The sequence below is a fragment of the Empedobacter falsenii genome, assembly GCF_019308355.1.
In the GTDB taxonomy this organism is placed as follows: Bacteria; Bacteroidota; Bacteroidia; order Flavobacteriales; family Weeksellaceae; genus Empedobacter; species Empedobacter falsenii_B.
In genome coordinates, this window is the sequence record NZ_JAAGKM010000028.1 from 1 (window position 1) to 25,111 (window position 25,111).

General features: G+C 32.0%; 21 protein-coding genes, 1 tRNA gene and 2 pseudogenes. 6 read left to right on the plus strand and 18 right to left on the minus strand.

The window, feature by feature from the left end:
- Positions 1–201: 201 nt before the first annotated feature.
- The 5 genes and pseudogenes from G0Q09_RS10810 to G0Q09_RS10830 form a co-directional block, all read right to left on the minus strand.
- Positions 202–909, minus strand: coding sequence for a GLPGLI family protein (locus G0Q09_RS10810; protein WP_219034894.1), 708 nt, complete (start codon positions 907–909; stop codon positions 202–204).
- Between the two features lie 12 nt (positions 910–921).
- On the minus strand, positions 922–1,956 hold the full coding sequence (locus tag G0Q09_RS10815) for a hypothetical protein (protein WP_219034878.1): 1,035 nt from the start codon (positions 1,954–1,956) through the stop codon (positions 922–924).
- A 140-nt stretch (positions 1,957–2,096) separates the two neighbouring features.
- Complete coding sequence (polA, locus tag G0Q09_RS10820) at positions 2,097–4,934, minus strand: DNA polymerase I (RefSeq protein WP_219034879.1); 2,838 nt, start codon at positions 4,932–4,934, stop codon at positions 2,097–2,099.
- Positions 4,935–5,044: 110 nt separating this feature from the next.
- Entirely contained in the window at positions 5,045–5,377 is a 333-nt protein-coding gene (locus tag G0Q09_RS10825) for a 2Fe-2S iron-sulfur cluster-binding family protein (RefSeq protein ID WP_180905218.1), read from the minus strand.
- Between the two features lie 236 nt (positions 5,378–5,613).
- Positions 5,614–6,971: pseudogene (locus tag G0Q09_RS10830) on the minus strand (IS3 family transposase).
- An 80-nt stretch (positions 6,972–7,051) separates the two neighbouring features.
- Between G0Q09_RS10830 and G0Q09_RS10835 the strand changes: the two are divergent.
- The gene (locus tag G0Q09_RS10835; RefSeq protein WP_219034880.1) at positions 7,052–8,497 is read left to right on the plus strand and encodes a DUF5723 family protein; all 1,446 of its coding nucleotides are present in this window, start codon (positions 7,052–7,054) and stop codon (positions 8,495–8,497) included.
- A gap of 61 nt (positions 8,498–8,558) precedes the next feature.
- On the opposite strand, the gene G0Q09_RS10840 is transcribed toward G0Q09_RS10835, so the two are convergent.
- The 3 genes from G0Q09_RS10840 to G0Q09_RS10850 all read right to left on the minus strand — a co-directional run bounded on the left by G0Q09_RS10840 (position 8,559) and on the right by G0Q09_RS10850 (position 11,218).
- On the minus strand, positions 8,559–9,611 hold the full coding sequence (locus tag G0Q09_RS10840; RefSeq protein ID WP_115001902.1) for an NAD(P)/FAD-dependent oxidoreductase: 1,053 nt from the start codon (positions 9,609–9,611) through the stop codon (positions 8,559–8,561).
- Between the two features lie 148 nt (positions 9,612–9,759).
- Positions 9,760–9,833: transfer RNA gene (locus tag G0Q09_RS10845), tRNA-Met, on the minus strand.
- 203 nt (positions 9,834–10,036) lie between these two features.
- Positions 10,037–11,218 (minus strand): pyridoxal phosphate-dependent aminotransferase, encoded by a 1,182-nt coding sequence (locus G0Q09_RS10850; RefSeq protein ID WP_219034881.1) that lies wholly within the window; start codon positions 11,216–11,218, stop codon positions 10,037–10,039.
- A gap of 112 nt (positions 11,219–11,330) precedes the next feature.
- Between G0Q09_RS10850 and tpx the strand changes: the two genes are divergently transcribed.
- The gene (gene tpx, locus G0Q09_RS10855; RefSeq protein WP_114997736.1) at positions 11,331–11,831 is read left to right on the plus strand and encodes a thiol peroxidase; all 501 of its coding nucleotides are present in this window, start codon (positions 11,331–11,333) and stop codon (positions 11,829–11,831) included.
- A gap of 67 nt (positions 11,832–11,898) precedes the next feature.
- Here tpx and G0Q09_RS10860 read toward each other — a convergent pair whose 3' ends face one another.
- Positions 11,899–12,789, minus strand: a complete 891-nt coding sequence (locus tag G0Q09_RS10860; protein ID WP_219034882.1) for a 3-hydroxyacyl-CoA dehydrogenase family protein — start codon at positions 12,787–12,789, stop codon at positions 11,899–11,901.
- Between the two features lie 94 nt (positions 12,790–12,883).
- The gene (locus G0Q09_RS10865) at positions 12,884–13,888 is read right to left on the minus strand and encodes a Gfo/Idh/MocA family protein (RefSeq protein ID WP_114997742.1); all 1,005 of its coding nucleotides are present in this window, start codon (positions 13,886–13,888) and stop codon (positions 12,884–12,886) included.
- A 71-nt stretch (positions 13,889–13,959) separates the two neighbouring features.
- Between G0Q09_RS10865 and G0Q09_RS10870 the strand changes: the two genes are divergently transcribed.
- Positions 13,960–14,607, plus strand: coding sequence for a protein-L-isoaspartate(D-aspartate) O-methyltransferase (locus tag G0Q09_RS10870; protein WP_038332579.1), 648 nt, complete (start codon positions 13,960–13,962; stop codon positions 14,605–14,607).
- Between the two features lie 55 nt (positions 14,608–14,662).
- Here the strand turns inward: G0Q09_RS10870 and G0Q09_RS10875 are convergent, their stop codons facing one another.
- The 3 genes and pseudogenes from G0Q09_RS10875 to G0Q09_RS10885 form a co-directional block, all read right to left on the minus strand.
- Complete coding sequence (locus G0Q09_RS10875; RefSeq protein WP_219034883.1) at positions 14,663–15,091, minus strand: PepSY-like domain-containing protein; 429 nt, start codon at positions 15,089–15,091, stop codon at positions 14,663–14,665.
- Positions 15,092–15,156: 65 nt separating this feature from the next.
- Positions 15,157–16,431, minus strand: a complete 1,275-nt coding sequence (locus G0Q09_RS10880; protein WP_219034884.1) for a sensor histidine kinase — start codon at positions 16,429–16,431, stop codon at positions 15,157–15,159.
- A 1-nt stretch (position 16,432) separates the two neighbouring features.
- Positions 16,433–17,091, minus strand: a pseudogene (locus G0Q09_RS10885) (response regulator transcription factor).
- A gap of 94 nt (positions 17,092–17,185) precedes the next feature.
- On the opposite strand from G0Q09_RS10885, the gene G0Q09_RS10890 reads away from it, so the two are divergent.
- Entirely contained in the window at positions 17,186–18,202 is a 1,017-nt protein-coding gene (locus G0Q09_RS10890) for a threonine aldolase family protein (protein WP_219034885.1), read from the plus strand.
- A gap of 33 nt (positions 18,203–18,235) precedes the next feature.
- Here the strand turns inward: G0Q09_RS10890 and G0Q09_RS10895 are convergent, their stop codons facing one another.
- Both G0Q09_RS10895 and G0Q09_RS10900 read right to left on the minus strand, forming a co-directional pair.
- Positions 18,236–18,460: a hypothetical protein gene (locus tag G0Q09_RS10895; protein ID WP_219034886.1), complete on the minus strand. Its 225-nt coding sequence runs from the start codon at positions 18,458–18,460 to the stop codon at positions 18,236–18,238.
- An 89-nt stretch (positions 18,461–18,549) separates the two neighbouring features.
- Positions 18,550–19,725 (minus strand): trans-sulfuration enzyme family protein, encoded by a 1,176-nt coding sequence (locus tag G0Q09_RS10900; protein WP_219034887.1) that lies wholly within the window; start codon positions 19,723–19,725, stop codon positions 18,550–18,552.
- 243 nt (positions 19,726–19,968) lie between these two features.
- Here G0Q09_RS10900 and G0Q09_RS10905 point away from each other — a divergent pair, with 243 nt between their 5' ends.
- Positions 19,969–21,111, plus strand: coding sequence for a DEAD/DEAH box helicase (locus tag G0Q09_RS10905; protein ID WP_114997763.1), 1,143 nt, complete (start codon positions 19,969–19,971; stop codon positions 21,109–21,111).
- Between the two features lie 72 nt (positions 21,112–21,183).
- Here G0Q09_RS10905 and G0Q09_RS10910 read toward each other — a convergent pair whose 3' ends face one another.
- Positions 21,184–21,489: a hypothetical protein gene (locus tag G0Q09_RS10910; RefSeq protein WP_114997765.1), complete on the minus strand. Its 306-nt coding sequence runs from the start codon at positions 21,487–21,489 to the stop codon at positions 21,184–21,186.
- Positions 21,490–21,541: 52 nt separating this feature from the next.
- Complete coding sequence (gene aspA, locus G0Q09_RS10915; protein WP_219034895.1) at positions 21,542–22,939, minus strand: aspartate ammonia-lyase; 1,398 nt, start codon at positions 22,937–22,939, stop codon at positions 21,542–21,544.
- Positions 22,940–23,047: 108 nt separating this feature from the next.
- Between aspA and G0Q09_RS10920 the strand changes: the two genes are divergently transcribed.
- Positions 23,048–24,256, plus strand: coding sequence for an acyltransferase family protein (locus G0Q09_RS10920; RefSeq protein WP_219034888.1), 1,209 nt, complete (start codon positions 23,048–23,050; stop codon positions 24,254–24,256).
- Between the two features lie 162 nt (positions 24,257–24,418).
- Here the strand turns inward: G0Q09_RS10920 and G0Q09_RS10925 are convergent, their stop codons facing one another.
- The gene (locus G0Q09_RS10925) at positions 24,419–25,078 is read right to left on the minus strand and encodes a helix-turn-helix domain-containing protein (protein ID WP_219034889.1); all 660 of its coding nucleotides are present in this window, start codon (positions 25,076–25,078) and stop codon (positions 24,419–24,421) included.
- Positions 25,079–25,111 lie beyond the last annotated feature (33 nt).

Here is a 25,111-nt window from a genome sequence, read left to right on the forward strand (position 1 = left end):
AAGAAACTGGGGAGTTATTATTGATCAATTTTTAATCCTATATCAAGAAAGGGTTAGACTCTAAAAAGTAGAACCTAACCCAAGCTTAATTTTTGAACTTACACACTTTAAGAGACAGTCCTAAAAATAGTCAAAATAAAAGCGTTACTTTTTTGAGTAACGCTTTTATTTTGACTATTTTTCAACTCCTTCATTCGATGTTTACGATGCATTCATATCGTTTTGCATTTCTCTTAACGTCATTACTTTTCCTCTTGTAGGTAAATTAATTTTAAGATTTTCTTTCAAAATTTCAAGTTGATTAATCTTAAAAATCACTGTAAAATAAGGCGAAATAATTTCTGCTTGTAAAATCAACCCCGGTAAATTCGAAAAATAATAAGGTCCATCTTTATATCTTATTTCAGGCGAATACCAAGCCGTAAATTCATTTCCATCTCGATCTTGATCAATCGCTTTTACGACATTATAACCATTAATCACAGCTTTTTCTTTCGTTAATTTCCAATTAAAATTAGGTATATTTTCTTTAACCAAATACGTTTTTACATTAATATCAAACTGTTTATAATATTCATTTTTAGAAAAATCTTTATACAAAGGATTTTGTTCCGATTTCAAAATCTCTTGTACAACCATATCCGCTTCATGTTGTGCGTTATTCACTTTTGTATCTGCTCGAAAAACAGATAAATTTTTATTACTTTCTAATATAAAATCGACAAAAACTCCTCTATCTATAGCCATTTTGAAAGCTGGTTGCAAATTCTTTGAAAACATATCCTTCGATTGTTCATAATCAAAAATAAATTCGGCTTTGTAAGTTGCTCGTATGCTTTCTTTTTGCGTTTGTGCTGACAGATTAATTCCTAAAAACGAGGTAATTGCGACAATTATATTTTTATTTATTGGGTTTTTATTTTATTTAAAACTTTTTCTAATATCCATCTTTTCGTTCACCGATTTGTTGAACTCTGAAAAAGATTGCGTGTTATAATCATTTACGATTATACTAAAATTCATATCTAAATCTGTTTTTTCATCATCTTTTTCATAAGTAGTGTTCCAAATTGCAGACGTTTCTTTCAACACCCAATTCCCGTTATGAGGACGATATTTATAAACAACTTTTGCTTCTCTTAAAAATTCATTTTCTGAATATTTAGTTTCCGGAATAGTCGTTTCCCAATAAAACTCAACAACAGCAAATGTATCTTTATCAATTGTCAGAAATACATCTCTTGATTTTGTTTTTATTGTAACTTCATAAACAAAACTATCTCCATATTTTGTTAATGATAAATTAGATTCTTCATATTTCTTTTCCTTTAATAAGTATACAAATTGCTTAATATATTTTTCTTTCAAATAAATACTCTCCAAATAATAAATCAAACGAATATTTGAATTTGGTTCTCGTCCACTTTTTATTTCGTTGTTTACAATTCCTTTTGATTTAATTTTCAAATCTCCTCGTTTAAATTTAAACTGTAAATCTGCATCAATAAAATCCCGTTCATTATTATTAAATAACAAATCTTGTTGAAAATTAACTAAGAAATAATATTGTTCAATATTAAAGTTTTTATCATAATTATCATAAACTTTCTGTAGAACATCTTCGGCTTTCAAGTTTGTTACAAAAGCTTCTTTTAACTCGATTTCGGATACTCTTTCGAGTTTGATTATCATTTCAGATTTTAATTCCGATACGTTGATTATTGCATCTTGATAATCTTTTTTCGAAACGATTAACTCATCTGTTTGCGAAACATTGTTTAAATCAACCACAACTTTTCCTTTCATGTCTGATACAAAATTCTTAGTCGAATTTTTGAAATATACATCTGCATCATAAAGTGGTAAATTATCCGAAAGGTCTAATATTTTTAGATTTATAATTTGAGCATTTAAACAAATCGTAAACAATGTAAATAAGTAAAATAGTTTTTTCATATAATTTAAAATCAATAATGAATTAAAGATATATTTTAATCTCGTTAAGAATTTGTTAATCAGAATATTTTGTAGATATTTCAACAAAAAAAAACGCTACTAAAAAGTAACGCTTTGTAATTATTGTAAATAATATTTTTCTAATGAGCTTCTAACCAATTCGCTCCTACTCCGACTTCTGCAATCAACGGAACATCCATTTGCATTGCAGCTTCCATAGTCGATTTGATTAATTCAGAAACTTTTTCAAACTCATCTTTTGGTGCATCAAAAATTAACTCATCATGCACTTGTAAAATCATTTTGGTTTTATAATTTTTCTTCAATTCTTTCTGAATTTGAATCATTGCCATTTTCACGATATCAGCCGCAGTTCCTTGTATTGGTGCATTTACAGCATTTCGCTCAGCATGCGAACGCACTACTGCATTTCTCGAATTGATATCTTTCAAATAACGGCGACGTCCCATTAACGTTTCTACAAAACCTTGGTCACGAGCCACCTCAACTTGTTTTTCGATATACGCTTTCAACGTTGGGTAAGTTTCATAATACGCATCAATCAATGCTTTGGCTTCTTTACGAGAAATATTCGCTTGATCTGCCAAACCGAAAGCCGAAACACCATAAATAATTCCGAAATTCACCGTTTTTGCCTGACTACGTTGTTCACGCGTCACCTCATCCAACGCCACATTAAAAACTTTTGCGGCAGTAGAAGCATGAATATCTTCTCCATGTTTGAAAGCCTCTACCATTGCAGGATCTTGTGACATTTGCGCAATCAAACGCAATTCAATTTGCGAATAATCGGCAGAAATAATCACATGATTTTCATCTCGTGCAACAAAGGCTTTACGAATCTGCTGACCTTCTTCTGAACGAATCGGAATGTTTTGTAAATTCGGATTTACAGAAGACAAACGTCCCGTTGCAGCAACCGTTTGCGCGTATGTTGTATGCACGCGACCAGTTTTTGGATTCACCAATTCTGGCAACGCATCAATATAAGTCGATTTTAATTTTTGTAATTGACGGTACTCTAAAATATCATTGATAATTGGATGTTTATCTTTCAATTTCGATAAAATTTCTTCTCCTGTTGCGTACTGACCTGTTTTGGTTTTCTTCGCTTTTGGATCTAATTGTAATTTATCAAATAAGATTTCTCCCAATTGTTTTGGCGAGTTAAGATTGAATTCTTCTCCAGCATCTTCCTGAATTTTTGCTTCCAATTCTCTTAATTTCGCTTCGTGTTTAACTGAAAGTTCTTTCAAGAACGGAACATCCAAATTAACACCTTCCAATTCCATATCAGCCAAAACTTGCATCAATGGCATTTCAAGATCAGTGAATAATTTGTGTGTATTTGCTTTGATTAATTCTGGTTCGAAAAGATTTTTCAATTGATTTGTAATATCAGAATCTTCTACTCCATATTCAGTTTGCTCCATCAACGGAACATCACGGAAATTCTTTTGATTCTTTCCTTTTTTTCCAATCAAACTTTCGATTGAAACTGGTTGATAGCTCAAATATGTTTCTGACAACACATCCATATTGTGACGCATATCTGGATTAATCAAATAATGCGCAATCATCGTATCAAAATTCTGACCTAAAACAACAATGTCATATTTGTTTAAAACTTTAATATCATATTTTAGATTTTGACCAATTTTCGAAATTGATTCATCTTCAAAAAATGGTTTAAATTCGTTGATAATTGCTTTTGTTTCCTCGAAATCAGTTGAAAAAGGAACATAATAACCTTTTCCTTTTTCCCAAGAAAATGAAATTCCAACCAATTCAGCTTCTAAAGCATCCAAAGAAGTTGTTTCCGTATCGAACGTCACTTCTTTTTGTTTTAGAATATTTCGTAATAAAATTTCTCTACCTTTTTTCGTATCGATTAATTGATATAAATGATTCGTTGTTGAAATATCTGTAAAAGCTGAATTTTGTGGAACGATTTCTTCATCAGACGTAAAATCGAACAATGATTGTTGAGCCATTTGCACTTGATTCGAAGAAATCTGACTTGCCGCAGAAATTTCTTCTTGCGCTTCTTTGATAATTCCCGAAACATCCAAACCATAAATTCTGTAAACCGTTTCTAACATACGACGGAATTCTAACTCCGTGAAAAGTTCAGTAACTTTTTCTATATCTGGCGGGCAAACCGTTAAATCTTCTTCATCAAATTCTACAGGAACATCTGTAATAATCGTTGCTAATTTCTTCGAAAGAATTCCAAGCTCTTTATTCTCTTCAATCTTTTCTTTAGCTTTCCCTTTCAGCTTATCTGTATTCGCTAAAAGGTTTTCCAATGATCCAAATTCTTTCAAATATTTACTTGCCGTTTTTGCTCCAACACCTGGTAAACCTGGAATATTATCCACAGCATCACCCATCATTCCAAGGTAATCGATAACTTGAATTGGATCGTCGATTTCAAATTTTTCTTTTACTTCTTCAATTCCCCAAATCTCAACACCTTTTCCATTTGCAGCAGGACGATACATTTTAATTTTGTCCGTTACCAATTGCGCAAAATCCTTATCGGGTGTCACCATATAAGTTGTATAACCAGCTTTCTCTGCTTTCTGTGCTAATGTTCCGATCACATCATCTGCTTCGTAACCTTCGGCGAAAAGTACTGGAATTTTTAACGCTCGTAAAATATCTTGAATATACGGAACGCCTTGACGAATGGCTTCTGGCGTTTCATCACGATTTGCTTTATATTCAGGATAATCTACCGTACGAACTGTTGCTTGACCAACATCAAAAACAACCGCCAAATGCGTTGGTTGTTCACGTCGAATGACATCGAACAAGGAATTCGTAAATCCCATAATTGCCGATGTATTGAAACCTTTTGAGTTGATTCGTGGATTTTTGATAAATGCATAATATCCTCTAAAAATTAAGGCATAAGCATCTAACAAAAAAAGTCTTTTATCTAATTGATTCATTTAATAAGTTTTAAGTATTACGCTAAACGTTTTACGCTAAACGTTTTACGCTAAACGATAATAACAAAATTGTGACGTAGAACTTATAACGTACCACGTAAAACTAAAATTTAATATTCTGGTGCTAATTCAACAACCAATCCATCCATTTCATCCGAAAGATGTAACTGACAACCTAAACGTGAATTATCTTTCACATTAAATGCCTCTGCTAACATTGCATCTTCATCAGGCGTCATTTCTGGTAATTGAATTTCTGGAGTCAACACATAACATTGACAAGAGGCACACATCGCCATTCCACCACAAATACCAATGGTTCCTTCTGGTGCTAATTCGTAGGCGCGCACAAGCTCCATGATATTCATATTCATATCAGTAGGCGCGTCAACTTCATGCGAAACACCTTCTCTATCTATAATTGTAATTTTAATATCTGCCATAATACTTTTTCAAGTTAAACAAAAATACGGATTGTTTACTTTCAAAAAAAGAATATACCTCATTGGTTCATATTTAATACTAATTTTAAATAAGAACTGTTACGAATTACGAGTTTTGTCGACTAATTAGTAAAATTAAAAAAATGAATTCACACGAAATAGATTATAAAATATATGGCTGTACGTTTTCAAAACAAATGAGACATTTCAGTTAAAAAATTAAGAGAGTGTTTTTTTTATAAATTTATAATTTTTTGTTGAAAATACAATTGCCTTCTTTTAGCGATTGTTTTTTGTTTAATAATTGCTCTTTTTTCCAATATTTTATCTGCTCTTCCGAAATACATATCGGCAGGAGTTAGATTATTCAAAGCCTCATGATATCTACGATTGTTGTAATTTTCGACAAAATGTTCGAGGGCAAAAATTAGTTCCTCAGGATGATAATAATGATCCAGTTTTACCACATTTTTCATTGTTCTATGATAACGTTCAATTTTTCCTTGCGTTTGAGGATGAAGCGGTTTTCCTCGTATATGTTTCATTTTTTGAGTATTTTTCAAATAATCTTTTAATTCATTTGAAACATAACAAGGTCCATTGTCTGACAATAATTTTGGTCTCTGTTTGGTTTTAATTTGAGCCTTTTCAATTGCCTTTTTTACGGTTCTTTTTACATCTTCAGCCTTCATCGAGCTGCACAACTCCCAATGAATAATATAGCGACTGTAATCGTCCAAAATAGTACTCAAATAATACCATCCCCAACCAATAATCTTGAAATATGTAAAATCTGTTTGCCACATTTCATGCACAAAATTGGTTTTGTCGTTGAATTCATTTGCTGCTGAAATTAAGATATGATTGGGTGCAGAAATCAAATCTCTTTGCTTTAATATCCGATAAACGCTCGATTCTGAAATAAAAACACCTAATTCGTCCGTCATTTTAAATGCTAATTCTCTAGCCGATAATTCTGGATAATCTAAGGCTAATTCTACAATCAAATCTTTCTGAGATTCGGGAATACTGTTCCATTTTCGATGAATAGATGGACGTTTTGATTCTAAACCTTCAAATCCATTTTCAAGATAATTAGAATACCATTTGTAAAATGTACTTCTGGAAATACCAAACTCATCCAAAGTCCGTTTAACACCGATTTCTGAACGTGTAACAACTTCAATAATCTCGTATTTTTCACTTGCTGATAATCGCATATATTTCTTGAATTTACCAATTAATCCAATGAGTCCAAGGTTTTTTTTACGATATCATAGCGAACAATTAAATCGGCTACAATCTCCTTTAAACGCATGTTTTCTTTACGTAAATCAGAAACATCATTGCTCGTTGCTTCACGTGTTATATCGCCTGAAAGTCGCTTTTTACCAGCTTCCAAAAACTCTTTATTCCATTTATAGAATTGAGATTGTGAAATCGAATATTTTCGACATAGTTCAGCAACAGAAGTCTCTGCTCGTAAAGCTTCCATTACGATTAATATCTTTTGTTCAGCTGTAAAAATTCTTCGTGTATTATTACGAATATCTTTTACAAATTTTTCTGGAGTTTTCTTTTTAGAATTTGACATAATTAAAGTTAATGTTTTAATGAAAACACTAACTTAATTTTTAGGTCTTAACTGTCCACTTTTTGCTGAAGATTTACAATTTGAAAAAACTTCTATTAACCGTTATTTTTTGTTCAGGATTTACGTTTGGACAAAATATTTTATCTTTTAGTAACGATCAATATAGCGGGATTAACGGTAGTGTTTTTTCTCCGACAACTTCATATTTTAACCCGAATAAATGGGATATTAATATTATTTCTGAGGATATTTTATTCAGAAATGATTACGCTTACGTATCCGATCAAAACGTATTAGGTTTAATAAAAGGTGAAACAAAATCAGCAAATATAAAAGCTGGAATAAGAGGAGAAACGCATTCTAATATTTTAGATTTCGCAACTAGAAATACGATTTCTTATCATTTGGAAAATGATTTTCTGGGACCTTCCGTTTCTTTTAAAAAGAAAATTAATAATCAAACTTATCGTCTTGGAATTTTCACCCGACTTCGTACACAAGGTTCTATTAAAGATTTAGATAATTATTTTCGTTTTAGTAATCAGAATGAAATAGAACCAAAAAATTATGAGTTTGAACCTACAAAGACAAATGCAATGAATTGGGCTGAATTAGGCTTAAATGTTGCGACAAATTTGTATACAACTAATACTTCTGAAGTTATTATTGGGGCAAATATTAAATATCTTTTGGGTTTAGATGGCGCGTATATCAAAAGTAAAAACGCGATAAAATTAGAAGCTGAACCAACTATAACAAGTACAATCGACAATCCTGATGCAAATATTTATGCGTCAAATTATGATATAAAAGCAGGATATTCTACCAATTATGATTTTGATCGAGATAAATATGTTTTACGAAATAGAGGAAATGGAGTTGGAATAGATTTAGGAATTTCTTTTGTGAACAGAAGAGCGAATGATGAATTATATGATTTCAAATTTTCGGCAAATTTATTAGATGTTGGATTAGTAAAATTCAGAGGCGATAACCATCATTTCTACAATCCCTCGCAAAGAGTTCAAATTCGTAATAATCCAAAATTAGATGGAGTTGAATTTGAAAGTGTTGATCAATATTTAGGACTTTTGAGCAAAGAAGTTTATGGTGATGAAACAAAATCTAAAACTGGAAATAATTTTTCAATCGGTTTACCAACAAGTTTGCATCTTAATCTAAGTAAAAAAATTATCGAAAATCATTATTTAAATTTCAATTGGATGCAACGAATTCCAGTTTTCGAGAATAGTTTGAAACGTATCAATGTGCTCCAAACTTCTTATTCTATCCAAAAAGATGGATTTGGAATTGGGCCTTCACTTTCTATCTATGATTATGAAAATGTAACGTTTGGAGGTTATGTAAGAATTGGCCCTCTAATTTTGGGCAGTGATAATGCAATTCCAATCGTTTTCAAACAGAAAAAATTAACTTCTGCGAACTTTTATTTTGGATTAAAATTTTATCCTTTTTGGGACAATGAAGCCAAAAGACGAAGTAGAGAACCTTGTGAATGTGAATAAAAAAAACCTTTTACGCAAAACGTAAAAGATTTAAAAAATATTTCTATTTATTTTGTTAAAATTAGTCAATAGCTTTGACAACCGCTTTTTCGGCTTCTTTTCTTGTCCCGTCGAAACCATCAACACCAGAAACAGTTGTGTATTTCAAGACAAATTTTTTCCCAGGATTCATTCTATTGTAAACAGACTGACACATTAACGTTGCTTCATGGAAACCACATAAAATCAATTTCAATTTTCCTGGATAAGTATTTACGTCTCCAATCGCGTAAATTCCTTCGATATTTGTTTGATAATCTAACGCATTATTTACCTTGATTGCATTTTTCTCAATCTCCAATCCCCAATTTGCAATAGGACCTAGTTTTGGAGAAAGACCAAACAATGGAATAAAATAATCTGTTTCAAGTTCAAAAGTTTCACCTTCTTTTTCAATTACCAAACTTTCCACTTTTCCTTCACCTTTGATTCCAGTAATTTCAGCTGGAGTAACCAAATTAATTTTTCCAGCTTTTTTCAATTCAATTACTTTATCAACAGAATCTAACGCTCCACGGAACTCATTTCTTCTGTGTACCAACGTAACTTCCGCAGCCACATCAGCCAAGAAAATCGACCAATCCAAAGCAGAATCTCCACCACCAGCAATTACGATTTTTTTATCACGGAACAGTTCAGGATTTTTTACAAAATACTCCACTCCGTTTTCTTCATACGCTTCGATGTTTTCGATAATTGGCTTACGAGGCTCAAAAGATCCAAGACCACCTGCAATCGCAACCGCTTTTCCTTGCACTTGCGTTCCTTTATTTGTTGTTACAATAAAAGTTCCGTCTTCTTGCTTATCGATTGTTGCAGCTTGTTCGTTCAATGTAAAACCTGGCTCAAATTGTTTGATTTGCTCCATTAAGTTATCAATCAATTCACCTGCACCAACAGAAGGATAACCAGGAATATCAAAAATTGGTTTTTTTGGATACAATTCTGTCAATTGCCCTCCTGGTTGAGGAAGTGCATCAATAATATGACATCTCATTTTTAATAAACCAGCTTCGAAAACGGCAAAAAGACCAGTTGGTCCAGCTCCGATTATAACTATATCTGTTTGAATCATTTTTTTGAATTTTATTTAGAACGTTACTAAATTGAATGCAAATTTAATGAATTTGAAAGGATTAATCGATGATTATCATCAGAAGTCTAATAATATTTATTGATAATAAAAAAGACAAATTCAATAATGAATTTGTCTTTTGAATTTGTAGCGAAGAGCAGAATCGAACTGCCGACCTCAGGGTTATGAATCCTGCGCTCTAACCATCTGAGCTACCTCGCCTTGTTTTTAGTGGTGCAAATATAAGAGGTTATTTTCGATTAAAACAAATCTTTTTTGAAATATTTTCAATAAAAAGTCGCTTAAATAGGCTAATCAATTGAAATTCATTAAAATTAAAATCACATTTTTTTGAAGAAAATATCATCTACAAAAAAATCCTCAAGCAAAACTTGAGGATTTTGATATTTTATCTGCTTTTCTACTTATGCTAAAGCATTTTTGATACGTGTCATTGCTTCTTTCAACTCCTCTACAGACGCCGCATACGAGATACGAATACAATTTTTAGATCCGAAAGCCGAACCAGAAACAACCGCAACTTGAGCATGTTCTAATAAATATAAAGCCAAATCATCTGCATTGTTAATTGTAACACCATTGTACGTATTTCCGAAAGTTGCCGTAACGTCTGGGAATAAATAGAAAGCTCCTTTTGGTTCGTTAACTTTGAATGTTGGAATTTCTCTCGCCCAACCTAACATCAATTCACGACGTTCTGCAAACGCATCAACCATGTATTGAACTGAGCTTGGATCTGCTTCTAAAGCCGTAATTGCCGCTCGTTGAGCGATAGACGTTGCTCCCGAAGTCACTTGTCCTTGTAACGTTTCGCATGCTTTTGCTAACCAAGCTGGCGCTCCAATGAAACCAATTCTCCAACCTGTCATTGCGAAAGCTTTTGCTAAACCATTTACAGTTACTGTTTGATTATAAACTTCTGGGAAAGATGCAATCGAAACATTTTTTTCTCCGTAAACAATGTGCTCATAAATTTCGTCCGAAATAATAATCACATCTGGATATTTTGCTAAAACCTCAGCCAAACCTTTCAATTCTTCTCTTGTGTAAACTGATCCTGACGGATTACAAGGAGATGAATAAATAATAGCACGAGTTTTATCTGTAATTGCAGCTTCTAACTGTGCTGGTGTAATTTTGAAATCAGCTTCTAAAGTTCCTTCCACAAAAACTGGCGTTCCTCCTGATAATTCTACGATATCTGAATAAGAAACCCAATAAGGTGTTGGAATAATTACTTCAGTTCCTTCGTCTACAATTGCTTGTAAAACATTATAAATAGATTGTTTTGCTCCAGTAGAAACAACAACTTGATTTGCTGTATATTCAATATTGTTATCACGTTTAAACTTCTTACAAATTGTTTCCTTCAAATCTGCATACCCTGCAATTGGAGGATATCCTGAATAATTTTCGTCGATAGCTTTTTTAGCTGCCTCCTTGATAAAATCTGGTGTATTGAAATCTGGTTCTCCAATACTTAAACTAATCACATCGATTCCTTGTGATTTTAATTCTCTTGCTTTCGCAGACATTGCAATAGTTGCAGATGGTTTCAAATTCTGTAAACGCTTTGAAAGTTGCATAATATTTGTGTGTTATTTGTAATGTAACAATTTATTATTGCGAAGATACTTTTTTCTCCGTAGAATTTTGTTACTTTTAATCATTAAAAATCTAAGAATAAAATAAAAAATTATGGCTGAAATTACATTCAAAGGAAATCCTATTCATACAGGCGGAGATTTACCTATAATTGGTGAAAAAGCGCCGATTTTTGCTTTAACAGCAGGAGATTTAAGCGACAAAACATTGGCTGATTATGCTGGAAAAAATGTTGTTTTAAATATTTTTCCAAGTGTTGACACTGGTGTTTGTGCGCAATCTGTACGAACTTTTAACAAAGAAGTTTCTTCTGCTGCAAATACAGTTGTGTTATGTATTTCGAAAGATTTACCTTTCGCTTTATCTCGTTTTTGTGCTGCCGAAGGTTTGGATAATGTAGTCACTTTATCTGATTTCAAAAATGAAGAATTCGCAAATGCTTATGGTGTTAAAATGGTTGATGGACCATTAAATGGATTATTATCTCGCGCAGTTGTAGTAATTAATCCAAATGGAGAAGTTGCTTATGCAGAACAAGTTCCTGAAATTGGACAAGAACCAGATTACACACATGCTTTAGCTGCAATTAAGTAATCAAAATAAAAAAAAGCGTTACCCGAAAAGTAACGCTTTTTGTTTTGACTATTTTGTGTAAGATAAACTACTTCGCAAACTGAGCAGCTAATTTTTCTGCTTTTTTAGATTCTGAATAATCATAGAATCCTTCTCCAGATTTTACTCCTTTTTTACCAGCAGTTACCATGTTAACTAACAATGGACAAGGTGCATATTTAGGATTTTTGAAACCATCGTACAACACTTCTAAGATTGATAAACAAACGTCTAAACCGATAAAATCTGCTAATTGTAATGGTCCCATTGGATGAGCCATACCTAATTTCATTACTTCGTCAATTTCTTTCACGCCCGCAACGCCTTCATATAAAGAATAAATTGCTTCGTTAATCATTGGCATTAAAATACGATTGGCGATAAAACCTGGATAATCATTCACTTCAACTGGAACTTTTCCTAATTTTTCTGACATTTCCATAATCGCTTTCGTTACTTCGTCTGTTGTATCGTAACCACGAATAATTTCAACCAATTTCATCATCGGAACTGGATTCATGAAATGCATTCCAATCACTTGTTTTGGCCGACTTGTAACAGATGCAATTTTTGTAATCGAAATAGAAGACGTATTTGATGCTAAAATTGCATTTGCAGGCGCAGCTTCATCAATTTGTTTGAAGATTTTCAATTTCAAATCTAAATTTTCTGTCGCAGCTTCTACAACTAAATCAGCATTTTTCACCGCTTCCGCAGTATCCGTAAATGTTGTAATATTATTTAAAGTTGCTGTTTTATCAGCTTCTGTAATTTTTTCTTTGGCAATCATGCGCTCCAAATTTCCAGCGATTGTTTTCAATCCACGCTCCAAACTATCTTGAGAAACGTCAACCAAATTCACTGTAAATCCTGATTGTGCGAAAACGTGAGCAATTCCGTTACCCATCGTTCCAGCTCCAATAACTGTAATGTTTTTCATCTTTTTGTATGTTTGTTTTTATTATTTATTTTTTTCGAGATTCGAAGTTCGAAATGCGTTTAGCGAAGTTCGAGATTCGAGATTCGTTTTTCGATTATTCTTTCTCGATTGTTTGATTTTTGATGACTTGCTGTTCTTTTTCAAAATAAGCAATAATCTCCAATGCAACTTTCAATGCATTTCGTCCATCTTGTAACGAAACTTTAATTGGTGAATTATTCACAATAGAATCTGCAAAGCTTTCTAATTCATCCAAAATTGCATTATTTGGTAAAATTTCTGGATGTTCAAAACAAATTTCTCTACGATCTCCTTTATCGTTTTCCAAAATCATCGCAAATTCACTTGGATTTTCTGGCGCTTTGTGCATTTTAATAATTTCAGTCTTTTTCGTCAAGAAATCAATTGAAATATACGCATTTCGTTGAAAAACACGCATTTTTCGCATATTTTTCATTGACATTCTACTTGTCGAAACATTCACCACACAACCATTTTCAAACTCAATTCGAGCATTTGCAATATCAGGTGTATCACTAATTACCGAAACTCCAGACGAATGAATTGATTTAATTTCTGATTTTACAATCGATAAAATCACATCTAAATCATGAATCATCAAATCTAAAACTACAGGAACATCTGTACCGCGCGGATTAAATTCTGCCAAACGATGCGTTTCAATAAACAATGGTTCTTCGATAAAAGGTGCAGCCGCTGTAAATGCAGGATTAAAACGCTCTACGTGTCCAACTTGCGCTTTCAAACCTTTTTCATTTGTCAATTTCAACAAATGATCTGCCTCTTCTAAGGTATGCGTAACTGGTTTTTCGATGAAAAAATGTTTATTTTTTTCGATCACTTTCAATGCCACTTCATAATGTGATAACGTTGGTGTCACAATATCGACAACATCAACAGCATCAATCAATTCGTCCATCGAACTAAAATATTTATACCCAAATTCAGCTTCAACTTTTTTTCCATTTTCTTCAAAAGAATCAAAGAAGCCAATTAATTCGTATCTTTCCGATTGATTTAATAACTTTAAATGGATTTTTCCAAGGTGCCCAGCACCGATCACTCCTACTTTTAACATTTGGTAGATTTTGCCGTTAAAATTAATGAGAATAAGTTGTAATTAATGCATTTTTGTAAAAATTTTGGAATATGTCTGTAGACGATTTTAAACACAGAGGACGACGCAAAATGTTGGTTGATTTGTTGCGCTCGAAAGGAATTGAAGATGAAAACGTATTGGAAGCTATTAATTTAGTGCCACGACATTTATTTTTAGACAGCGCATTTACGGAATTTGCTTATCGCGACGAAGCTTTTCCGATTGCTGCAGGACAAACGATTTCGCATCCGTTTACAGTTGCTTTTCAGACACAATTATTAGACATTCAGCCTAATGAAAAAGTCTTAGAAATCGGAACTGGTTCTGGTTATCAAACTGCTGTTTTGGTTGCTTTGGGTGTTGAAGTTTTTACGATTGAAAGACAAAAAGATTTGTTTGATTTCTCGAAAATCATGTTGAAAAAAATCAATTTCGAGCCACGTTATCAAACGTATGGAGATGGCTACAAAGGTTTACCTTCATTTGCTCCTTTTGATAAAATTATTGTAACGGCAGGTGCACCAGAAATTCCAGAAGAATTAAAAAAACAATTGAATATTGGTGGAATAATGGTGATTCCAGTTGGTGAACAATCGCAACGAATGATTGTCATTATGAGATTATCAGAAGATCAATTTGAGCATTACGAATTTGGAGATTTCAAATTTGTGCCAATGTTAGAAAGCCGAGATAAATAGAATAAAAAACTCCAACTAAAATTTAGTTGGAGTTTTTGTTTGAATATATTTTTTATTAATCATCAATTTTCTTGAAATTTCCATTTTTATCAAATTTTAATTCAAGTCCATTGTTCAATTTTACTTCAATTTCTTTTCGATCTCTTTCAATTTTTGTGATTGTAGTATTCGGGAAACTTCTTTTCACATAATTCGAAATTTTAGCTGGAATAAATCCTGTTGGAATAGCATTTCGTTTTCCATCGACTTCTTTCCAAGCTCCGTCTCCGTCAAATTCTACTTTTGTTCCATTTGCCAAATACACTTTATATTCTTTCGAAAAATAATCGTCGTCCAACATCACAGAACCAACTTGTTTTGCACCAAAATATTTGTTGATAAATTGCTGTCCCATTTTTGGAACTTGGTTATATTTTATCGCTTTATCTTGAGCAAAAGAAATCAACGTTGCACTTAACATGATGACACTTAAAAACTTTTTCATTTTGTTTGATTTTATAATTATTAAGACAAAGTTGCAAAGTGAATTAGGAAAGATTTGGGAATAATTTATTTTTTCAGAATAAATTGATGAAAAGGAAACTCATAATTGTAATGTAACGTCAAATTTTGTTGATTTTTGATAATCGTGTCCACAATCGAAAGCCCTAATCCATTATTTCCATCACTTGTTCCTTGTTTATAAAAACGACTAAAAATAAGATTAGAATCCAATGTTGCATTTTTCCCTGTATTCGAAATTATAAATTGATTTGAGTCACTTTCTATCTTAATAATTTTCTCATCATTATTATGTTTGATCGCATTTCGAATCAAATTTGAAATTAAAATTCGCGCTAAATCGATATTAAAATCAAGAATAAAATCTGCCTTAAAATTCGTTTCTAATTTAATTTCTTCTGCTTCTAAAATTTCTTCATAATCTTCGATCAAATCTTTTGTCAAAGCTGTAAAATTAACTTCAACATTATTTTTGTATTGATTATTCTCGATTCGAGATAACATTAACAACGATTTATTAAGATTCACCATTCGCCAAAGTGTTTGCTTGGTTTCTACCAAACTCATCACCTCTTTTTCTTTTAAATCTGAATTTTCTATTAGCAAATCAAGTTTGTTTAGCGCAATTGTCAAAGGTGTTTGCAATTCGTGGGAAGCATTTTCGATGAACAATTTTTGTGAATTAAAAACCTCATCATTTCGATTAATCATTCGCTCAATTTCTTTTTGCAAATAAGAAAATTCTTTCACATTCGTTTCGACAAGTTTTGGTTTTTCGTTATTTCCCACTTCATATTTTCTTAATTGAGAAATAATTTGTCCAAAAGGTTTGAAGGCTTTTTTCAATCCAAAATGATTAATCAATAAAATACTAATCAAAATAAAAACATACAACGCAATCAAAGAAATCGATAAATCATAAATCAATTCATCTTCTTCGACTGTTGAGGTTCTAATTTCTAATGAATACGGATGATTTTCTTTGTCATAAAAACCAGTTCTCAATATACGATAAGGCTCCATATCATCATCGTATCCCATGTAAACCAACTCATTCGAAAAATGATTTCTTTCATCATATTTACTTGGATCAACTTTGGAAATTTTGAATTGACTTAATCCAAATTCGGTTGTATTTAATAAATTCGGATCGCGATAAGCTTCTCGAATAATTTCAATTTTTTGATTCTTTAATCCGTCATCTACATTGTCATAAACTTCATCCAAAATCAAGGAATGAAAAAGAAATGCCCAAATCGCAATAACGATAAGCAACCAAAATGTGAGGTAACGAAATGTATAATTTTTTAGTGATATTTTCATGTTAAATCAACTTATAACCAATCCCATAAACCGCTTGTAAATCGGCTTCGGAGTTTGCTTCTTTCATTTTTTTCCTTAGATTTTTTATTTGCGAATAAATAAAATCTAAATTATCAGATAGCTCAATATGATCTCCCCAAACACTTTCTGCTAAAGTCGTTTTCTGAAAAACACGTTCGGGTCTCAACATAAAATAATACAGCAAATCATATTCCTTTCTGTTTAATTTCAGTTCGATATTATTTACTTTTACCAAACGATCTTCGGGAAAAATTTGAATATTTTTATAACTCAAAACATCCTCTCCTTTTTGTAGATTTTTGCGCAAAGCAACTTTAATTCGAGCCAATAATTCAGCAAAATGAAATGGTTTCGCTAAATAATCATCCGCGCCAACCAATAATCCTTCTACTTTATCATCAACCGAATCTTTCGCCGACAAAATAATCACCGAAGATTCTTCAATTCCTTCAACAAAGACATTCCATCACCGTCTGGTAACATCATATCCAATAAAATGCAATCATAATCGAACGAAATTATTTTATCCAAAGCTTGCTGATAATTATCTGCTGTTTCGACAATCATCTTTTCCTTTTCTAAAAACTCAACAATTGTTTCTTGCAATTTTATTTCATCTTCTACGACTAAAATCTTCATAACTTCAGTTTAAATAATTGGTAAAAATAGATAGTAAAATAGGAAAGAATTAGGAAAACTCCTACTTTTATTCTCAAAATTTAAGATTTCAATTTTGAAAAAATATAGCTTTAAAAATGATTATAGCGAAGGTGCTCACCCAGCAATTTTGCAACGATTAATCGATACAAATTTAGAACAAACAATTGGTTACGGCGAAGACGAATTTTGCAATGAAGCAAGAGAGTTCATCAAAAAAAGACTGAAAAAAGATTCAGCAATTCATTTTGTTTCTGGTGGAACACAAGCCAATTTAATTGTAATTTCTTCTATTCTAAAACCACACGAATCTGTAGTTGCAGCCGAAAGCGGGCATATTGCCGTGCACGAAACGGGCGCGATAGAAGCAACAGGACATAAAGTAAATACCATTGCGACGGATAATGGAAAAATAACTCCTGAGCAAATTTCGATTGTTCTTTCCACACATACGGACGAGCATATGGTGAAGCCACAATTGGTTTATATTTCTAATTCTACGGAAGTTGGAAGTGTTTATTCGAAAAAGGAATTGCAAGAACTTTATCATTTTTGCCAAGAAAATAATTTATATCTTTTTGTTGATGGCGCACGTTTAGCTTCTGCTTTAACTTCTTCTAAATGTGATTTAAGCTTTGAAGATATGGCGAATTTTACAGATGTTTTTTACATTGGTGGAACTAAAAATGGTGCACTTTTAGGTGAAGCAATTGTGATAAATAATTTAAAATTGGACGAAGATTTTCGTTATCATATTAAGCAAAAAGGCGGAATGTTAGCGAAAGGACGTTTGATAGGAATTCAATTTTCGGAAATGTTTCGAGATGATTTATTTTTCGAGATGGGAAAACACGCGAATCAAATGGCAGAAAAATTAGCAAATGCTATTTCAGCAAAAGGTCACAACTTTTTGACAGAACCATCTTCCAATCAAATTTTTCCTATTTTACCAAATTCAATTATCGAAAAACTACAACAAGATTTTGAGTTTTATATTTGGCAAAAAATTGACGAAAAAAATTCTGCAATAAGATTGGTTACCTCTTGGACAACTTTGGAAGAACAAGTTGACAATTTTATCAAATCAATATAAAAAATAAAAGGATCCATAAATTATTGGATCCTTTTATTTTAATAATAATCTTTCACATTTTTCAAACGCTCTTTCGAAATCTTTACTTGCTTGTTTTTTTAAAGCAATTATTTTATTTTTTTGACTACTTGATATTCCGTAATAATCAGATCTTTCAATTAAAATATCGACATTTCTATTATTTCCATCATTTGGTCTATTTTGCGCATAACTTGACATTGTAAACAACGCAAAACCAAAAATTAAAAACTTCTTCATATTCTACACTTTCGTTTAGAATAAGCAAAGTCCGTGCTGAAATGAATAAATTATTAAAATTTATATTTAATCAACAACTAATCAATAAATTAAACCTTAGTTTTTTCTAACGCTTGCAAAATATCTTCGATAATATCCACTTTATCCTCCAAACCGACTGATAAACGAATAGAGCCTGGCATAATTCCCAAATCTGCACGTTCTGCATCTGATAATTTTGCGTGAGTTGTAGTTGCTGGATGCGTTGCAATCGATCTCGAATCCCCTAAATTAGACGTATATAAAATCATTTCTAATGCATCAATAAATCTGAAAGCACGTTCTTTTCCTCCTTTCACTTCAAATGTTACGATTCCACCCCCGCCTTTCATTTGTTTTTTCGCCAACTCATATTGCGGATGCGATGGTAAAAATGGATATTTTACATCTGCAATTTCAGCATGATTTTCCAAAGCTTCTGCCAACGCCAACGCATTTTCGCAATGACGATCCATACGAAGTGGCAACGTTTCTAAACTTTTAGAAATTGTCCACGCATTAAAAGCTGACATCGCTGGACCTGTATGACGAATAAAAAACATCATTTCATTGATTAATTCTTCTTTCCCTACAACTACTCCACCCAAAACTCGACCTTGTCCGTCCATATATTTTGTTGCAGAATGAATAGATAAATCAAATCCAAATTGCAAAGGTTGTTGTAAATATGGTGTTGCGAAACAATTGTCAATTGCAAAAATAACATTCGGATGTTTTTCTTTCAATTTTGCCAAAGATTCTAAATCAAATAATTCTAATCCAGGATTTGAAGGCGATTCTAAGAAAACAATTTTTGTATTTGGTTGAATTGCTTTTTCCCAATCCTCGATATTTGGCGTTTCTACATATGTATAAGTTACGCCCCAACGCGGAAATAATTGCGTAATTAATTGATGCGTAGAACCAAAAATTGCACGACTCGATACAATATGATCTCCACTTTTTATATACGAAGCAAAAGATGCAAAAACAGCAGCCATTCCCGAAGCAAAAGCTAAACCTGCATCTGCTTTTTCCAAAGCACAAACGCGATTAATAAACTCTGTTGTATTTGGATTTGCATAACGTGAATAAACCATACCTTGCTCTTCTTCTGCAAAAATTGCACGTCCTTGCTCTGCGCTATCAAAAATAAAACTTGATGTTAAATATAATGGAACCGAATGCTCGCGAGTAGCAGATCTTGGCGCTTGCTCACGAATTATCTTAGACTGATCTTTTTTCATAAGAATCAAAGTTAACGATAGTTTTATTAAGCAAAAAGCTTTTAATAAAGTTTTAAACAGAAATTATTTCTATTTTCAATCGTTATTTCGATAATTTGACTGTTTCTAAAAAGATTTTTAGAAATATTTCAGAAACGATTTTAAAACTTTCATTTTCATCACGATTAAAAATAATTAAACGAGTAATTATTCCTAAAATTTCATTCAAATTTAATCTCTACCTTTGCAATCTTATATCAATTTATGTCATTCGAAAATTTAGGATTATCACCATATTTATCAAAAGCAATTACAAAACTTGGATTTTTAAAACCTTTTGAAATTCAGACCGAAACAATTCCATCAATTTTAAAAGGAAAAGATGTGATGGGAATTGCAAAAACTGGTTCTGGAAAAACCTTGTGTTTTGTTGCGCCTTTGCTACAAAAAATTCAACATCAATCGTACGAAAAATCTCGTAACATAAAAGCGTTAATTTTAGTTCCAACACGTGAACTAGCAGTTCAGATTGAACAAACTTTTGCAGGATTGCGAACTGCTTTACGCCGTGAGGTACAAACGCAAGCGGTGTATGGAGGAACTTCGATTAATCCACAGATGAAAAATTTGTATGGAACAGAAATTTTGATTGCAACTCCTGGTCGTTTATTGGATTTAATGGATCATAATGCGTTATCATTGGATCAATTGCAATATTTGGTGATTGACGAAGCAGACAAAATGTTCCAATTAGGATTTGGAGATGAAATGAACCGAATTTTGAAAAGTGTTCCGAAAAAGAAACAATCGATTCTTTTTTCTGCGACTTTGAATGATAAAATTGATGAAATAAAATCTACATTAAGTATTGATCCAATTGTTGTTGAAATCAAAAAACAAGAAATTGATTTGGAACAAATCGAACAAGTTGCTTATAAAGTTGATGCCGAAACAAAAGGTCCTTTTTTACGTTATTTAATCAAATCTGAAAACTTAGAACAAGTTTTGGTTTTTGTTTCTTCGACACGAACTGCAGATAATTTAGTAGAAAAATTAAAAAAGAATAAAATCTCTGCAATGGCGATTCACAGTAAGAAATCCCAAGGCGCTAGAATGGATAATTTGGAAGATTTTAAACTAGGTGATATTAAAGTTTTGGTTGCAACAGATTTGATTGGACGCGGAATTCATATCGAAGGTTTACCAACTGTTATTAATTACGAATTACCTCGTTCGCCTTTAGATTATGTGCACAGAATCGGGCGTACAGGTCGTGCAAATGCAAACGGAAAAGCCATTAGTTTGATTACAGAAGAAGATTTGCATCATTTCAAAATCATTCAGAAAAAAATGGGTAAAAAAGTTGATTTACTTCCAACTGATAATGTGAATTTACACGGATATTAAAATAAGTTTTAAGTTATGAGTAACAAGTTCTAAGTTTTCTCTGAACTCATTACTCATAATTTTTTAATTAAATCAAGTCCAAAGATATTGTCTAAACTCTATTAATTTTTTCAACATTTGATTATCTTCTTCATATTGATTATTTTCTAAATTATCATTATCGAGCTTACGTTTATTCCACCAATTATATAAGTTTTCAATTTCAATTTTTGCATTTTTATGTTCATCATCATACATCCAATCAACATGACTTGTAAATAAATTTTCTTTTTCAATACAATCGCATAAAATCTGAAAACAAGCATGTAAAATAATCACATCCTTATCTAGCCATTCATCGTTTAATGTTTCTATTTTTAGAAGATTCGAAGGTTTCATTATTAATTTATTTTTTCAAAACTTATCACTCATAACTACTAACTCACAACTTCTAGATATGTGGACCAAGCATATTTTTAGGATCAAGGATTTCGTCCAAACGTTCTTTCGACAATAAACCGTGATCTAAGACCAATTGATATACACCTCCTCCTGTTTCTAAAGCTTCTTTCGCAATTTTTGTACTTGCTTTGTAACCAATGTAAGGATTTAAAGCTGTAACAATTCCAATACTATTTTGTACTTCATTTTTCAAATGTTCTGCGTTTGCTGTAATTCCATCCACACATTCAACACGTAGCGTATTCATCGCATTTGTTAAATATTGAATCGATTCCATAATCGAAAAACCAATTATTGGCTCCATTACATTTAATTGTAATTGACCAGCTTCGGCAGCCATTGTTATTGATAAATCATTTCCAATTACTTTAAAACAAACTTGATTCACAACTTCTGGAATTACAGGATTTACTTTCCCTGGCATAATCGAAGATCCTGGTTGTTTCGGAGGTAAATTAATCTCGAACAAACCTGTTCTCGGACCAGATGTTAATAAGCGTAAATCATTACAAATTTTCGACAATTTCACACAAAGACGTTTCAAAGCTGATGAATAATCCACAAACGAACTTGTATCCGAAGTTGCTTCAACTAAATTATCAGCCAACGAAACATCTTCATTCATGATTTCAGCTATTTTAGTTGTACACAATTGTGCATAACCTGGAACAGCATTCAATCCAGTTCCAATTGCAGTTGCACCCATATTAATTACTAATAATTCAGCAGCTATTCGATTCAAATTATCAACTTCTTTATGTAATGTATTCGAAAAACCTTCAAACTCTTGCCCAAGCGTCATTGGAACTGCATCTTGCAATTGCGTACGTCCCATTTTTATGACATTACCAAATTGTTTCCCTTTTTTATCAAAAGCCTCATACAACGAAGTTAATGCCTCAACCAAAGGCTTGTTCATATTAAATAATGCTAATTTCAAAGCAGATGGATAAGCATCATTCGTAGATTGCGAAAGGTTCACATAATCATTTGGCGAACAAAATTGATACTCTCCTTTTTGTTTTCCTAAATACTCCAAAGCAATATTTGCAATTACTTCATTTGCATTCATATTTGTAGAAGTTCCCGCACCACCTTGTATCATATCGATTGGAAATTGCTCTGTATATTTACCAGCAATTAACTCATTTGAAGCGAAAGAAATCGCATCAAATAATTCTTTCGATAAAATTCCTAATTCGTGATTAGCTTGTGCAGCACCTAATTTCACAATACCAAGTGCCTTTACAAATTCGGGATAATGTGACAAATAGTTATTGGAAATTTTGAAATTATTAATGGCACGTTGCGTTTGCACACCATAATAAGCCGTTTCAGGAATTTGTAATTCTCCTAATAAATCAGACTCCGTTCTCATTTTATTTATTGTTTGTTATTGACAATTAAAGGTAAGGAATAATCTAGTATCTTTTTGAAAAGCATTTTGTCAAAAAATTCAAAAAATCTATATCTTTAAAACATTAACACAAAAGAGATGAAAGCAGCTCGTTATTATTCATTAGACGTTTTTCGTGGCGCAACTGTTGCGTTGATGATTTTGGTAAATAATCCAGGAACTTGGTCGGCTATGTTCGATCCTTTGGAGCATGCAGAATGGCACGGATGTACGCCAACAGATTTGGTTTTTCCTTTCTTTTTGTTTGCTGTAGGAAATGCAATGACTTTTGTGATTCCAAAATTACAACAACAACCTCAACAAATTTTCTGGCAAAAAGTAATAAAACGAACAATTTTAATTTTCGGAATTGGATTATTCATCAATTGGTGGCCATTTTTCAAGTGGGATAATAATGAACTAATTTTCAAAACATGGAAAGATTCAGAAGAAAGCGGAATCCGAATTATGGGCGTTTTACAACGAATTGCAATTGCTTATTTTTTCGCTTCGGTGATTGCTTTTTATTTTAAACAAAAACAAGTTTTATTGATAAGTTGTGCGATTCTTCTACTTTATTGGGTTTTAACTTTCGGACTTGGAACTTCTGCCCCTTATTCATTAGAAGGTTTCATCGGAACTAAAATTGATAATCAATTGCTTGGTTTAGCGCATATTTACAAAGGAGAAGGTGTTCCGTTTGATCCCGAAGGAATTTTCAGTACAATTTCTACCATTCCGCAAGTTTTATTTGGGTATTTGGTTGGTGATTATATTCAGAAACAAGGAAATATCAATTGGTTGAATCGTCCGCTACCAAAAACTGACAATCCGCAATATAAAATGTTAGCTGGCTTATTTGTTTTAGGAACAATTGCGTTGACAATTGGTTATGTTTGGCAATGGGATTTTCCGTACAATAAAAAGATTTGGAGCAGCTCTTATGTTTTCAACACAACTGGTTTAGCAATTTTGACAATTGGCGCTATGATTTGGTTCATCGAAATTTTAGGCATCAAAAATGGTTTCATGAAATTCTTTGATGTTTTTGGAAAAAATCCTTTGTTCATCTTTGTTTTGAGCGGATTATTACCTCGATTATTAAGTTTAATCAGAATTGAAGCTGGTTTAAACGACAAAAGAGAAATCAAATTCATTTCACCATTGGGTTGGTTCTACGAAAATGTTTGTGCTAAAATTCCTGGAATTCCAGAAATTGGTTCATTTGTTTATTCGCTAATTTTCTTAGCTTTCTTTTGGTGGTTAGCTTATTTATTAGATAAAAAGAAGATTTATATTAAAGTTTAAAAGTCTTGAGTAGTAAATTATAAGTTTTTAGAAGAGATGTCTCGATTCCTCGACATGACATTAATTATCAGCCTAGATTGGATTTTCTTGTCATGTTGAGCGAGTCAAACGATGTAGAAACATCTAATATTTAGAAAACAATCTTACTTATAAAAATTATTTCTAAACCTTCTTATAAACAGCATAAAACTGATAAAAGTGCTGAATATTTTCAACATCAAAAATAATTTGTTTCCATTGATTTAATTCCAAAATCAATTGATTTTCGTGTTGAGTAAACTTCCCAACAAAAATTTCATCATCATTCAAATACAAACCAAACTTATCATTTACCAAATGTAAATTTTCCACTTCCAAATGTTCAAAAAATAAAATAGATGATTCTTCTTCTGTAAAATCGATAGGTGAAGCGATATTCGAAGAATATTCTAACGCAATAAATTGATGCGAATTATAGATTGGAAAATAGATCGACGGATAGTTTTCTATATTAGAAAATAATTCTTTTTTTAACTGAATTATTTCTCGTGATAAAAAAGGAATCGCGCTCAAATTTTTAACATTTCGTAACATATCAGCTTCCTCAAAATAGTTATCAAAGTGTAATATTTCGTTAACTGTTAAGTTTTTTTCGATCAAATGACTTATTGGAATGCTAAAATATTTAGCAATTTGAGAAATTGTTTCAATTCGTGGCTCTGCACGTTTTTCTTCATAAGATGAAATATTCCCTCTACTAACTTCGAACAAATCAGCAAAAGCCTGTTGAGTTAAGTTCTTAACTTGTCTTAATTTCTTTATATTTTCACCTATTTTTGTCATTATTTAAAATTTTAACACTTTTATTTGCTAATT